This is a genomic window from Paractinoplanes toevensis (genome assembly GCF_018332695.1).
GTDB lineage: Bacteria > Actinomycetota > Actinomycetes > Mycobacteriales > Micromonosporaceae > Actinoplanes > Actinoplanes toevensis.
Map to the genome: position 1 here is coordinate 139,937 of NZ_BOQN01000011.1, position 12,568 is coordinate 152,504.

Sequence of the window (12,568 nt, forward strand, 5' to 3'; positions counted from 1 at the left end):
TTGAGCGGGATCGCGCTCGTCACCGGGGCCGGTCAGGGCATCGGCCACGCCGTGGCGATGGCCTTCGCCGCCGGGGGTTACCGGGTGGCAGCCATCGACCTGGACGCCAAGTGCGAGCACGACGGCATCACCGCGTACGCCGCCGATGTCACCGACCCGCGCCGGGTCGAGGAGGTCGTCGACACCGTCGAGCGTGATCTGGGCCCGATCGAGGTGCTGGCCAACGTGGCCGGCATCCTGCGGACCGGCACCGTGGCCGACTTCTCCGACCAGGACTGGGCCGACACCTTCGCGGTCAACGCGGGCGGCGTCTTCCATGCCAGCCGGGCCGTCGCCCGGCGGATGACGGAGCGCCGCCGCGGTGCCATCGTCACGGTCTCGTCCAACGCCGCCGGCATCCCGCGGGCCGGCATGGCCGCGTACGCCGCCAGCAAGGCCGCCGCCACCCTGTTCACCAAGAGTCTCGGCCTGGAGCTGGCGCCGTACGGCATCCGCTGCAACGTGGTCGCCCCCGGCTCCACCGACACGCCGATGCAGCGGCAGCTGTGGACCTCCGACGGCCCGTCGGCGGTGATCGCCGGTGACTCGTCCGCGTTCCGCACCGGCATTCCGCTGGGCCGCATCGCCGAGCCCGAGGACATCGCCGACGCCGTCCTCTTCCTCGCCTCCGACCGGGCCCGGCACATCACCATGCACGACCTGTACGTCGACGGCGGCGCCACGCTCCGCGCCTGAGCAAGGGAGAACCACCCGTGACCACCGTCTCCGCCACCAGCACCGGTGCCGAGCTGATCGCCGGCTACCGGCCGGGCGAGTCGTCGCTGTTCGCGTCACCACGCGGCACGCTGCTCGCCGAGGGCACGTACTTCACCGTCCCCCCGTCGTTCCGCCCCGACGGCCAGGCCGACCTGGCCCGCCGGGTCGACGCCGTGCTCGGCGTGGCCGAGGCGGCCGGCCACGACGTCGACACCGTCGTCGGCGCGGTCCCGTTCGCGCCCGGCGCGGCCGCCCACCTGGTCGTCCCGATGCGGCTGCGCCGCGGCAGCGCACCGGTGGCCACGCCGTACCGGACGATCCCGGTCGGCATCCGCGAGGTCCGCCCGGTGCCCACCCCCGACGGCTACCGCGACGCGGTGGCCCGCGCGGTCCGGCAGATCCAGAACGGCGACTACACCAAGGTCGTGCTGGCCCGCTCGCTGCGGGCCGAGGCACCCGGCTTCGACCCGGCCCCGGCCGTGCGCGCGCTGGCCGGCCGTGACCCCGGCGGCTACACGTTCGCCGTCGACCTCGGCGCCGGCCGCACCCTGTTCGGCGCCAGCCCGGAGCTGCTCGTCTCCCGGCACGGCCGCCGGGTCACCGCCAACCCCCTCGCGGGCTCGGCCGCCCGCAGCGCCGACCCGGCCGAGGACGCCCGCCGCGCCGCCGCCCTGCTGGCCAGCGAGAAGGACCGGCACGAGCACGCCGTGGTGAGCGACCAGGTCGCCGACGTGCTCCGGCAGTACTGCAAGGACCTGACCGTGCCGGAGCAGCCGTCGGTCATCGGCACCGCCACCATGTGGCACCTGTCCACGCTGATCACCGGCGAGATCGCGGACGAGGCGGTGTCCGCCCTCGAACTGGCCACCGCACTGCACCCGACGCCGGCCGTGTGCGGCACGCCGACCGACGCGGCGCGGGCCGCGATCAGCGCTCTGGAACCCTTCGACCGGGAGTTCTACACCGGAATGGTCGGCTGGGTGAACGCCGGCGGCGACGGCGAGTGGGCGGTCACCATCCGTTGCGCGACGGCCGACCCGACCGGTCTGGAACTCTTCGCGGGCGCGGGGGTCGTGGCCGACTCCGACCCCGCCGCCGAGCTGGCCGAGACCACGGCGAAGCTCGGCACCCTGCTCACCGCGCTCGGCCTGGACGGTTCCGATGTGGCCTGACTCGTTCGCCGCGCGCTACCGGGCCCTCGGCTACTGGACCGGCCAGACCCTCTTCGATCTGCTCGGCTCGCACGCCGACTCGGTCGCCGTCGTCGACGGCGATCGCGAGGTCACCTACGCCCAGCTCCGGGACCGCGCGTCGCGATTGGCGGCCGGACTGCACAACCTGGGCGTACGCCGTGGGGACCGGGTCGTGGTGCAACTGCCGAACGTCGCCGAGTACTTCGACGTGATCTTCGCGCTGTTCCGGCTCGGCGCCCTGCCCGTCTTCGCGCTGCCCGCCCACCGCTCGGCCGAGATCGGCTACTTCTGTTCGCACACCGAGGCGGTCGCCTTCATCACCACCGACGTGCACGAGGGCTTCGACCACCGGACCCTCGCTCCCGCGGCGGGCAAGGCGACCACGATCGTCGCGGGCGATCCGGGCGCTCACCTCGCGCTGTCGTCGCTCTACGCCGACCCGGCCGGTCCGGACGACGGTCCGGAGTCGCACGAGGTCGCTTTCCTGCAGCTCTCCGGCGGCAGCACCGGCCTGCCCAAGTTGATCCCGCGCACCCACGACGACTACCTCTACAGCGTGCGGGCCAGCGCCGAGATCTGCGGGCTCACCGCCGACAGCGTCTACCTGGCCGTCCTGCCGGTCGCGCACAACTTCACCATGTCGTCGCCCGGCGTCCTCGGCGTCCTGCACGCCGGCGCCCGGATCGTCCTGGCCCGCCGCCCCGACCCGGCCACGGTGCTGCCGCTGATCGCGGTCGAGCGGGTCACCATCACCGCGGTCGTCCCGCCGCTGGCCCACCTGTGGCTGGACGCGGTGGCCGGGATGCCGCAGAAGCCCGACCTCTCCAGCCTCCAGGTGCTGCAGGTCGGCGGGGCCAAGCTGGCCGACACGATCGCCGAACGGGTCGGGCCGATCCTGGGCTGCCGGCTCCAGCAGGTCTTCGGGATGGCCGAGGGCCTGGTCAACTACACGCGGCTCGACGACCCCGACGAGATCGTGCTGCACACCCAGGGCCGGCCCATCTCGCCCGACGACGAGGTGCTGATCGTCGACGATGCCGGCGAGCCGGTTCCGGACGGCACCGTCGGACATCTGCTTACGCGGGGCCCGTACACCATCCGGGGTTATTGGCGGGCCGAGGAGCACAACCGGGAAGCGTTCACCCCGGATGGCTTCTATCGCACCGGTGACCTGGTGCGGCGGCAGGCCGGCGGCTACCTCGTGGTCGAGGGCCGGGCCAAGGACCAGATCAACCGCGGTGGCGAGAAGATCGCCGCCGAGGAGGTGGAGAACCACCTGCTCACCCACCCCGCCGTGCACGACGTGGCGGTGGTCGCCGTCCCCGACCCCTACCTGGGCGAGCGGACCTGCGCTTTCGTCGTGGCCCGCGCCGGTGCACCGGCCCCGACGTTGCCGGCCCTGCGCACCTACCTGCGCGAGCGCGGCCTGGCCGCCTACAAGATCCCCGACAAGCTCCGTGTCCTCGACGCGTTCCCGATCACCGGCGTCGGCAAGGTCAGCCGCCGCGAACTGCGTGCCGCCCTGGCCGCGACCGAGAAAGGCTGATCCCGATGCTGCCACGCATCACGCCGTACCCCATCCCCACCGGCCCGGCCAACAAGGTCGACTGGCGCCCGGATCCGAGCCGCGCCGCCCTGCTGGTGCACGACATGCAGAACTACTTCCTGGCCCCCTTCGGCACCGCCGACCAGGCGCTGATGGCCCGGGTCATCGACAACATCGCCATGCTGCGCAAGCAGGCGCACAACGTGGGCGTCCCGGTGTTCTTCTCGGCCCAGCCCGGCGGCCAGTCGCTGTCCGAACGCGGCCTGCTGCAGGACTTCTGGGGCGACGGCCCGCCGCCCGACGAGCAGGCCCTGGCCATCGTCGACGCGCTCACCCCCGGCGACGGCGACATCCGCCTGACCAAGCGCCGCTACAGCGCCTTCGTGGGCACGCCGCTCGCGGATCAGCTCGGCGGCCGGGACCAGCTGATCATCACCGGCGTCTACGCGCACATCGGCGTCCTCGCCACCGCTCTCGACGCGTTCATGCGGGACATCCAGCCGTTCGTGGTGGCCGACGCGGTCGCCGACTTCAGCCCGGCCCACCACCGCGACGCCCTGCGCCACGTGGCCGAGCGCTGCGGCGTGGTCGCCACCACCGCCGAGATCGCCGACGCTCTGTGAAAGGCAATCCCATGCAGGACAACGACGTGTACGACCTGGTCGGCATCGGGTTCGGCCCGTCCAACCTGGCCCTCGCCATCGCCGTCGAGGAACACAACGCCCGCGCCGCGGCGACCGACCGGGTGCGCGCGATCTTCCTGGAGAAGCAGGACGACTTCGGCTGGCACCGGGGCATGCTCTTCGAGGACGCCACCATGCAGGTGTCGTTCCTCAAGGACCTGGTCACCATGCGGAACCCGGCGAGCGACTTCAGCTTCGTGTCCTACCTGCACGCGCACGACCGCCTGGCCGACTTCATCAACTACAAGAGCATGTACCCGCTGCGGGTCGAGTTCCACGACTACATGGCGTGGGCCGCCACCCGGGTGCGGGACCAGGTGCGGTACGGCCACACCGTCACCGACGTACGCCCGGCGGCCGGCGGCGAGATGCTCGACGTGATCACCGACCGGGGCCACTTCCGGGCCCGCAACATCTCGGTCGCCGTCGGCCTCGAATCGAGCCTGCCACCGGAGATCCAGCCGGCCGAGCGGGTCTGGCACAACCTGGACATCCTGCACCGGGCCGCCACCTTCGACGTGGCCGCGCCGCGGCGTTTCATCGTCGTGGGTGCCGGTCAGAGCGCCGCCGAGTCGGTATCGTTCCTGCATGAGCGGTACCCGACGGCCGAGGTGTGCTCGGTGTTCTTCCGCTACGGCTACAGCCCGGCCGACGACAGCAACTTCGCCAACGGCATCTTCGACCCCCAGGCCGTCGACCTGTACTTCGACGCCCCCGAGGACGTGAAGCGGATGCTGTTCGACTACCACCGCAACACCAACTACTCGGTGGTCGACGGTGAGCTGATCACCGACCTGTACCGCCGGGCGTACCGCGAGAAGGTCCTGGGCCGCACCCGGCTGCGCATGCTCAACGCCTCCCGGATCACCGACCTGGCCCCCCGGCCCGACGGCGTCACCGCGGAGGTCGAGCACCTGCCCACCGGCGACCGCACCAGCCTGGAGGCCGACGCCATCGTGTACGCCACCGGCTACCGCCCGGTCGACGTGAGCCGCCTGCTCGGCGCGGCCGCCCCGCTCTGCCACCGCGACGAGGAAAATCTGCTGCGCGTGCGCCGCGACTACCGCATCGTCACCGACGACAGCCTGCGGGCGGGCATCTACCTGCAGGGCGGCACCGAACACGCGCACGGAATAACTTCTACGCTGCTCTCCGCGGTGGCCGTCCGGTCCGGCGAGATCGTCGCCTCGATCGCGGCGGGGGAGCGGGGCCCGGTGCCGGAGACCCTTCCCCGGCCGCTGGCGATGATCGGTGATCGGTGACCTGCTCCCGCCGGGAGTGGCCTGGGCGGAGCGCTTCGACGACGAGGTCCCCGGCGCGCTCTACCCGGTGGAGGAGCAGGTCGTAGCCAAGGCGGTGCCGAAGCGGCGCCGGGAGTTCGCCACCGGCCGGTGGTGCGCCCGGCAGGCCCTGCACCAGCTGGGCGTCCCCCCTGCGCCGATCCTGCCGGCCGAGCGCGGCGCCCCCGGCTGGCCGCCGGGCATCGCCGGCTCCATCACCCACTGCGACGGCTACCGCGCCGCGGTGGTCACCCGACTTGACGCGTACGCCTCGGTGGGCGTGGACGCCGAGCCGGACGAGCCCCTGCCGCCCGGCGTCCTGGAGGCCATCAGCCTCCCCGAGGAGCGCGCCCAACTGACCGGCCGGCCCGGCCGGGACCGGCTGCTGTTCTGCGCCAAGGAGTCGATCTACAAAGCGTGGTTTCCGCTGGCCCGGCGCTGGCTGGATTTCACTGAGGCCCGGGTCGAGCTGCGCGAGGGCGGCACGTTCAGCGCCGAGATCCTGGTGGACGGGCCGGTGTCCGGTTTCGAGGGCCGCTGGCTGACCGGCTCAGGCCTGCTGCTGGCCGCCGTGACCGTGCCCCGCTGACGCCCGCAGGCGCTGGGCCTGGCCGTTGTGCAGGTCGCTCACCCACTCCCAGCCGGGCCTGGCCGACGGGCCGATCCGCGGGTCGTCGGGAGTGCGGCCGTCGCGCAGGGCGAGCACGTACGCCCGATCCTGTTCGATCCGTGCCGTCAGCTCGCCGGGCCCGCCGACCGACCCGTGGCCGGGGACGACAACGTCGGCCGGCACGCCGGCCAGCAGGTCCAGCGCGGCCAGGTAATCCTCGATCGGGTCGGCGCTGCCGTGCGGGTCGAGCATCGGGATCAGGACGTCGGAGAGCATGTCACCGGCGACCAGAACCCCGTGTTCCTCGACGAGCAGTGCCGCGTGGCCTGGTGCGTGCGCCTGATGCTCGATGATCCGGACTCGGGGGCCGTCCCACGGGATCTGCGTCGTCCCGGCGGGCAGGGCGCTGATGAGGCCGTACTGATCGAGCGAGAGCTGCCCAGCGATCTCCGTCTCCGCCAGATGTTCGGTGATGTGGGCCTTGGCGTCCGGGTCGGACAGTTCCTCCCGGACCACGGCCGCGCAGCGCTCGGTGCCGTATCGGGGGGCCGTGCCGAGTCGGGCGTGCCAGAGCAGATGGTCCCAGTGCGGGTGGGTCGAGAAGCCGGCCACCACCGTGTCTGACAGGTCATTTGCCAGGCAGGCCAGCTCGTGGTCCTGCACCCCTGGGTCGATGAGCAGCACGCCCTCGCGGCCCTGCACGACGATGCCGTTACTCTGCAGGAACTCGCTCTCGTGGACCCGCACCCCGGCCGCGACCGGGCTCAGCACGGGATGACGTCGCGAACGGCGTAGCGGTGCATGGTGACGCCGTTCTTGAACGATCGGTGCTCGATCAGGTCGAGGTCGGTCGGGACGTCGTAGTCGTCGAACAGCGGCCGGCCGAAGCCGAGGATCGAGGGGTGGGTGAACAGCAGCAACTCGTCGAGCAGCCGCGCCCGCAGCAGCTGCGTCGCGACCGTCGCGCCGCCCACGCCGATGGCGCCGTCCGTCTCCGCCCGCAGCGCGGCGAGCTGCTCGATCGTGTCGTCACCGCCGAAGACCCGGGTGTGGTGGCCGGCGCTGTGCCGGGTGCGGGAGACGAGCACCTTGGGCGCGGCCGTCCAGATCTCGCCGTACTCCCGCATGAAGTCCGGCAGCGACGCGTCCTCGCGGGCCTGCGGCCAGAATTGCTCCATCGTCTCGTAGATGACCCGGCCCTGGACCATCATGGCGAGCCCGCGCGCCCGCGCGTTGAACTCGCGGTGCAGCTCCTCGTCGATGCGCAGCCACTCGCCGTCGCCGTCGTCCCCGGGAACCTGCTCGATCCGCAGATCGAGGGACACGTTCATCCAGTACACGAAGCGGCCCATGATCCCCTCCTCACCTAGTGGTTGCGATTTGCAACCACTATATTGGGGTCGAAGTGCCTGTCAAGGAGGAGTCGTGGAACCACGGTCCGGGTGTCCGATCAACGCCGCCGTCGAGGTGCTCGGAGATCGCTGGTCGTTGCTCGTGCTCCGCGACGTCATCTTCGGCGACCGCCGCTACTTCCGGGCGCTGCTCACCGGATCGATCGAGGGCATCGCGTCGAACATTCTCGCCGACCGCCTCGTGCGGCTCGTGGAGGCCGGCATCCTCACCCGCGGCGCCGCCGCGCGGGGGCAGCGTGCCCGCTACAGCCTCACCGAGGCCGGCATCCAGACCCTGCCGGTCATCTACGCCCTGGGAAACTGGGGCCTCGACTGGTGCGCCGGCAGCGACGAGCTCCGCACCAGGCAGCAACTCATGCGCGACTTGGGCCCGGCCTTCATCGAGGAGTTCATGGACGAGCTCCGGGTGCGCCACCTGGACGCCCCGCCGCGGCCGGACGCCGGGCCGGGGCCACTCGACCGGCTGAACGCCGCCTACTCCGCCGCGCAGCCCCGATAACCGCCTCGGCGGGGCGTCGGCGATGCTGTGGGCATGGAGTACGTGTCCAGAGTGCCGCGGCCGCCGCTGGACGGGCTGATCGATGACCTCTACTACCTGGAGGGCGCGCCGCCGTACGCCCGGCTGACCCTGCCGGCCAGTCCGGCGGCGTTTCTCATCGTCAACCTCGGGGCGCCGTTCCGCATCCGCGCCGGCACCGACATCGAGACGGCCGAGTACGCCGACGGTTGCGTGGTCACGATGCCCACCCGCGCGTTCGAGTTCGGCTACCCGCCCCGGACCAGGTCGGTCGGCGTGCACTTCAAGCCGTGGGGGCCGGCGTCGTTCCTGCCGATGCCCGCGGCCGAGCTGTGCGACCGGCCGGTGACGCTGGAGCAGGTCTGGGGCCGGCCCGCCGTTGCCGAGCTGCGCGACCGGCTCGCCACGGCGGACGGAGTGCACGAGATGCTGACGCTGCTCGAGGAGGAGCTGATCCGGCGGCTGGGCGAGACCGCCGGTCTGGGCCTGGTCCGCCATGCGACCGGCGTCATCGCGGCGACCGGCGGGGCGGTGGCGATCGGCGACCTGAGGGTGGCGGCCGGTGTCAGCAGCACTCATCTGGCCCAGCGGTTCAAGGAGCTCATCGGCGTCACGCCGAAACGGCTGGCCCGCACCTACCGCTTCACCGCCACCGTGCTCGCCATCGACCCCGCCGGGCCGATCGACTGGAGCGATCTCGCCGGTGGCGCGGGCTACTTCGACCAGGCCCACTTCGACCACGAGTTCCGGGCGTTCACCGGGCTCACCCCGACCCGGTACGTCGAGGTCCGGCGGCGGTTCCTGCGCGAACATCCCGGCCACGTGCTGGACGGCTGGCCGCTGCCGGCCGATTGATTTCTTACAAGAGCCACAGCTCACGAGCCGCTAATTTGGGGGCACCCCGAAGCAGAGGAGAGCCCCGTGGGCAAGGTGGTCATGTACAGCTCGGTGTCGGTGGACGGCTTCATCGCGGACGAGAACGACCAGCCCGGACCGCTGTTCGACTGGTTGTCCGGCGGTGACATCCCGTTGGACGACAGCGGCTACGTGAAGGTGTCGCGGACCTCCTACGACTACACCCGGGCGTACTGGGACCAGATCGGGGTGACGATCGCCGGCCGCCACGTCTTCGACCTGACGGACGGCTGGGACGGGAAGCCGCCGAGCGGGATCGACCACGTGGTCGTCGTGACCCACCGGCCGGCGCCCGAGGGCTGGGACCCCGGGGCACCGTTCCACTTCGTCGACGGCGTCGAGGCAGCCGTGGCCAAGGCGCAGGAGCTCGCGGGTGACCGCATCGTCGAGGTCGCCGCCGGCGACGTCGGTGGCCAGGCGCTGGCCGCGGGCCTGGTCGACGAGGTGCGCATGGACGTCGTACCCGTCGTGTTCGGGTCCGGCAAGCGCTACTTCGGGTCGGTCGACGCGCAGCACCTGTTGGCTGATCCGGACGTGGTGATTCAGAGCGACCGGGTGCTTCACCTGCGCTTTCCGGTGCGCCGTTGACCGAAGAATTTGCGATCTTATTCTTCTTCATTCATCCGTATCTGTCTCCTGGCATGCGGTAGTCATTGCTGAACGCGCATTGCGGAACTTACCGTCGTGAATAGATGCCCTGATGCATCGGCAATTCAACGACGATTCGCCTCCGAATGGATTATGCAAAGGCTGGCTTCCGCATGCGCAATTTCCGCTTACGTGCCGCCGTTTCGGCCGCCGTCCTGCTGGTGAGCACGATGATTCCGGCCTCGCTCGCCCACGCCGCGACCACCGCTGCCGTGCCCACCCTGGCGAGCCGGATGGCCGCCGTCCAGACCGCGAAGATGATCAACTACTACCCGTCGAACGCGGGCTGGACGAACATGTGGACGAACTTCGACCCGGTTCGGATCGACACCGACCTGGCCCGGGCCGCCACCCTCGGTGCGAATGCCGTCCGGGTCATCGTGTTTCCGCAGACGTTCGGCTACCCGACGCCGAGCGCCGCCTACACCGCGAAACTCAGCCAGTTCATCGGCATCGCCGAGGCCCGTGGCCTGAGCGTCAAGCTGACGCTGTTCGACTGGTGGAACGGCTACACCGATGTGGACAACAGCGTCATCTGGGCGCTGAGCCTGCTGTCGCCGTACGTGGACGATCCGCGGGTGATCGCCGTCGAGCTGAAGAACGAGATCCCGCCGGGCGACGCCACCGCGATCGCCTGGGCCCGCCAGCTGATCCCGGCGATCCGGGCCACCGCACCGGCCATGCCGCTGACCCTGACGGTCGACGGCACCAGCGGCGCCACCGGGATGGCCGGTCTCAAGTCGCAGCTCGCCACCACCCCGCTGGACTACTACGACTTCCACTTCTACGGCGCGTCCGAGCGGTCCCTCGCCGAGATCCGCCGGGCCCAGACCGCGGTGGCCCCCGACGTGATGGTCATCGGCGAGACCGGTCTCAGCACCCTGTCGGTCACCGAGGGCGAGCAGGCCGCCTACTTCGCCCGGGTCTTCCGCGGCGCCCAGGAAGCGGGCGTCGGCTCGGTGGCACCGTGGACGCTCAACGACTTCGCCACCGGCGCCATCCCGGCCAACTCGCAGGTGTCCACCCAACCCGCCCAATACCGGTACGGCCTCTACCGCACCGACGGAACCGCGAAGTTCGGCGCCTCCGTGGTCGGCGCCGCGTGGACCACCGGGGCCACCCCGAACAGCATTCTGAACCTGGGCTTCGAAGCCGCCGCGGCCAACTCACCGTGGCGGCAGTACCTTCCGCAGGCCGGGGCGGCCGTCATCACCACCGACATGCCCCGCACCGGCACCCAGTCGGCCCGGTTCTCCGGCACCACCCGCAGCGGGAGCAACCTGCCCTCCCTGCTGACCTCGCCGATCACACCGGTCCAGGCCGGATCCCCGTGGCACGCGGAGGCGTACGCCCGGGGCACCGCCGCCACCGGCATCACCGAGCTCGCGCTGAGCTGGTTCGACATCAACGGCACGTGGATCAGCCAGAACACCTCCAACCGCCTGCCGACCGGCACCACCGGCTGGACGAAGCTCTTCGTGGATGCCGTCGCACCGGCCGGCGCCGCAAGCGTCCAACTGCACCTGAAGTCCGGCGACAACACCGGCACCGTCTGGTACGACGACGTCGCGATCTCCTGACAACGGCGAGGGTCAGTGAGGATTATTCAGGACGGTGGAGATCAAGTCGCCGACCTGCGGCAGCCTGCAACTCGAGGTGGGTCCTGAATAACCCTCAGTAATGATCCAGGACTCGTCGCCGATACCGCTTGGCTATGCGGTAGACGATTCCCAGCCTTTCCAGCGAATTGGAGTACCAATTCACCTCCATGTCCTGGAACATGAAGCGGGTCTTGTGGGAACCGTCGGCGGGCGCTGCGCACAGCAGATGCAGCGGGGTGCCCGCCCCGCGGGCGACACCGGCCTCGATCAGCGAATTGCGGTTGTCGTCGGTCACGTCCGCGATGACGAAGGCGGCGTTGCGGATGCGTTCGATGATCGCCCCCTGGGCGTGCTGCCCGGACAGGTACTGACCACGGACACATGGCATGTTGGTCGTCCGCTCCACCACCGACACCAGTGCTTCCATCTCGTCGACCACGCCGAGCAGCGACGCCGCGAAGAACGAGTAGGCCCGGTCGTCGTGGTGCGGGCGGAAGCTCAGCATGTCGTCGTAGGCCTGCAGGACGGTGCGGATCTCGTCGTTCGGGCCGTCCGCCGGGAGCGTGAAGGAGCGGCCTCCGAACGCGGTCTCGGCCAGCTCGGGCGGTGCGGACACGCCCTCCTCGGCCAGGACGAGGTAGGGGTGTTGCAGGCGCTGGGCGATCTCGATCTCTTTGAGGATCCACGGCGAGGTGAAGTGGGGCCCGCTGGTCGGCCGCAGCGGCAGCACCGCGACCAGGCCCTGCGCCGTCCGGATGACGGAACTGATCCGTTCTTCACTCTCGTTGAAGTGCGGATGGTCCGGTGAGTCGCCGACCAGACGCCAGCCCATGTGCTGCAGGGCGTCGACGGTCTTCTTGGCCGCGGCGCTCGGATTGCTCCACGGCCCGGCGAAATAGACGTCCTGATCGTTGTCGAGGCGAAGGGCCGAGCCCGGCGCCAGCGAGCGGAGCAGGGGTGCCGCCGAACTGACGTCGAACGTCCGCAGGTCGAGAACGTCGGCGAGCTTGAACCAGGCCGGGATCTCCAGCTCGCCGACGCTGACCGCCACCGCGAAGTAGGCGCTGTTCGCCCGGCGCTCGGTCAGCGCGTACTCGTGCTCGTCCTTGCACCACGTCGACGCTTCCCAGTTCCGGGACAGGAAGAAGAGCGCACCGCGTGCCGAGGCCAGCCCACCGGCCAGCAGTTCGGTCGAGCGCTGGGCGGCGTTTCCGCTGGTGCCGTCGTACCAGACCTTGAGCTGGGCCGACCTTCGCAGCCAGTCGACCACCGGCCCGACCAGCTCGCGGTCGGCGTGGCCGTAGCTGACGAACAGGTCGTTGGGTCGCTTCTGCAGAGGCGTAGGCATGAGGCTGGTCCGATCTTCCGCTGCTCCGCGACCCAGCATGACAGACCGTCAGCCGAGCG

13 protein-coding genes are annotated in these 12,568 nt (G+C 70.8%); 10 read left to right on the plus strand and 3 right to left on the minus strand.

Annotation, left to right across the window (positions count from 1 at the left end; translation table 11 throughout):
- From Ato02nite_RS04850 to Ato02nite_RS04875, 6 genes are read left to right on the plus strand one after another with little or no spacing between them, the layout of a single operon-like run.
- Positions 1 to 735, plus strand: coding sequence for a 2,3-dihydro-2,3-dihydroxybenzoate dehydrogenase (locus Ato02nite_RS04850; protein WP_246606097.1), 735 nt, complete (start codon positions 1 to 3; stop codon positions 733 to 735).
- A 17-nt stretch (positions 736 to 752) separates the two neighbouring features.
- Positions 753 to 1,928, plus strand: a complete 1,176-nt coding sequence (locus Ato02nite_RS04855) for an isochorismate synthase (RefSeq protein ID WP_213005141.1) — start codon at positions 753 to 755, stop codon at positions 1,926 to 1,928.
- Complete coding sequence (locus Ato02nite_RS04860) at positions 1,918 to 3,495, plus strand: (2,3-dihydroxybenzoyl)adenylate synthase (RefSeq protein ID WP_213005142.1); 1,578 nt, start codon at positions 1,918 to 1,920, stop codon at positions 3,493 to 3,495. The genes Ato02nite_RS04855 and Ato02nite_RS04860 overlap by 11 nt, the downstream gene beginning before the upstream one ends.
- 5 nt (positions 3,496 to 3,500) lie before the next feature.
- The gene (locus Ato02nite_RS04865) at positions 3,501 to 4,118 is read left to right on the plus strand and encodes an isochorismatase family protein (RefSeq protein ID WP_246606101.1); all 618 of its coding nucleotides are present in this window, start codon (positions 3,501 to 3,503) and stop codon (positions 4,116 to 4,118) included.
- A gap of 11 nt (positions 4,119 to 4,129) precedes the next feature.
- Positions 4,130 to 5,440, plus strand: a complete 1,311-nt coding sequence (locus Ato02nite_RS04870) for a lysine N(6)-hydroxylase/L-ornithine N(5)-oxygenase family protein (RefSeq protein WP_213005143.1) — start codon at positions 4,130 to 4,132, stop codon at positions 5,438 to 5,440.
- A complete protein-coding gene (locus tag Ato02nite_RS04875; RefSeq protein WP_213005144.1) occupies positions 5,430 to 6,047 on the plus strand; it encodes a 4'-phosphopantetheinyl transferase family protein in 618 nt (205 codons plus the stop codon). The genes Ato02nite_RS04870 and Ato02nite_RS04875 overlap by 11 nt, the downstream gene beginning before the upstream one ends.
- Here the strand turns inward: Ato02nite_RS04875 and Ato02nite_RS04880 are convergent.
- The gene (locus Ato02nite_RS04880; RefSeq protein ID WP_213005145.1) at positions 6,009 to 6,839 is read right to left on the minus strand and encodes an MBL fold metallo-hydrolase; all 831 of its coding nucleotides are present in this window, start codon (positions 6,837 to 6,839) and stop codon (positions 6,009 to 6,011) included. The genes Ato02nite_RS04875 and Ato02nite_RS04880 overlap by 39 nt on opposite strands.
- The gene (locus tag Ato02nite_RS04885; RefSeq protein ID WP_246606102.1) at positions 6,833 to 7,420 is read right to left on the minus strand and encodes a dihydrofolate reductase family protein; all 588 of its coding nucleotides are present in this window, start codon (positions 7,418 to 7,420) and stop codon (positions 6,833 to 6,835) included. The genes Ato02nite_RS04880 and Ato02nite_RS04885 overlap by 7 nt, the downstream gene beginning before the upstream one ends.
- Before the next feature lie 73 nt (positions 7,421 to 7,493).
- On the opposite strand from Ato02nite_RS04885, the gene Ato02nite_RS04890 reads away from it, so the two are divergent.
- From Ato02nite_RS04890 to Ato02nite_RS04905, 4 genes are all read left to right on the plus strand, one after another.
- A complete protein-coding gene (locus Ato02nite_RS04890; protein ID WP_213005146.1) occupies positions 7,494 to 7,979 on the plus strand; it encodes a winged helix-turn-helix transcriptional regulator in 486 nt (161 codons plus the stop codon).
- 33 nt (positions 7,980 to 8,012) lie between these two features.
- Positions 8,013 to 8,852, plus strand: coding sequence for a helix-turn-helix domain-containing protein (locus tag Ato02nite_RS04895; protein ID WP_213005147.1), 840 nt, complete (start codon positions 8,013 to 8,015; stop codon positions 8,850 to 8,852).
- Between the two features lie 66 nt (positions 8,853 to 8,918).
- Complete coding sequence (locus tag Ato02nite_RS04900) at positions 8,919 to 9,500, plus strand: dihydrofolate reductase family protein (RefSeq protein WP_213005148.1); 582 nt, start codon at positions 8,919 to 8,921, stop codon at positions 9,498 to 9,500.
- Between the two features lie 173 nt (positions 9,501 to 9,673).
- Complete coding sequence (locus tag Ato02nite_RS04905; protein ID WP_213005149.1) at positions 9,674 to 11,140, plus strand: glycoside hydrolase 5 family protein; 1,467 nt, start codon at positions 9,674 to 9,676, stop codon at positions 11,138 to 11,140.
- 94 nt (positions 11,141 to 11,234) lie between these two features.
- On the opposite strand, the gene Ato02nite_RS04910 is transcribed toward Ato02nite_RS04905, so the two are convergent.
- Entirely contained in the window at positions 11,235 to 12,509 is a 1,275-nt protein-coding gene (locus tag Ato02nite_RS04910) for a toll/interleukin-1 receptor domain-containing protein (protein WP_213005150.1), read from the minus strand.
- Positions 12,510 to 12,568 lie beyond the last annotated feature (59 nt).

Excerpts from the sequence above, each read along its gene's own strand:
- Ato02nite_RS04860 (WP_213005142.1), top strand. The coding sequence starts at position 1,918 with ATGTGGCCTGACTCGTTCGCCGCGCGCTACCGGGCCCTCGGCTACTGG.
- Ato02nite_RS04865 (WP_246606101.1), top strand. The coding sequence starts at position 3,501 with ATGCTGCCACGCATCACGCCGTACCCCATCCCCACCGGCCCGGCCAAC.
- Ato02nite_RS04870 (WP_213005143.1), top strand. The coding sequence starts at position 4,130 with ATGCAGGACAACGACGTGTACGACCTGGTCGGCATCGGGTTCGGCCCG.
- Ato02nite_RS04885 (WP_246606102.1), bottom strand. The coding sequence starts at position 7,420 with ATGGGCCGCTTCGTGTACTGGATGAACGTGTCCCTCGATCTGCGGATC.
- Ato02nite_RS04895 (WP_213005147.1), top strand. The coding sequence starts at position 8,013 with ATGGAGTACGTGTCCAGAGTGCCGCGGCCGCCGCTGGACGGGCTGATC.
- Ato02nite_RS04905 (WP_213005149.1), top strand. The coding sequence starts at position 9,674 with ATGCGCAATTTCCGCTTACGTGCCGCCGTTTCGGCCGCCGTCCTGCTG.
- Ato02nite_RS04910 (WP_213005150.1), bottom strand. The coding sequence starts at position 12,509 with ATGCCTACGCCTCTGCAGAAGCGACCCAACGACCTGTTCGTCAGCTAC.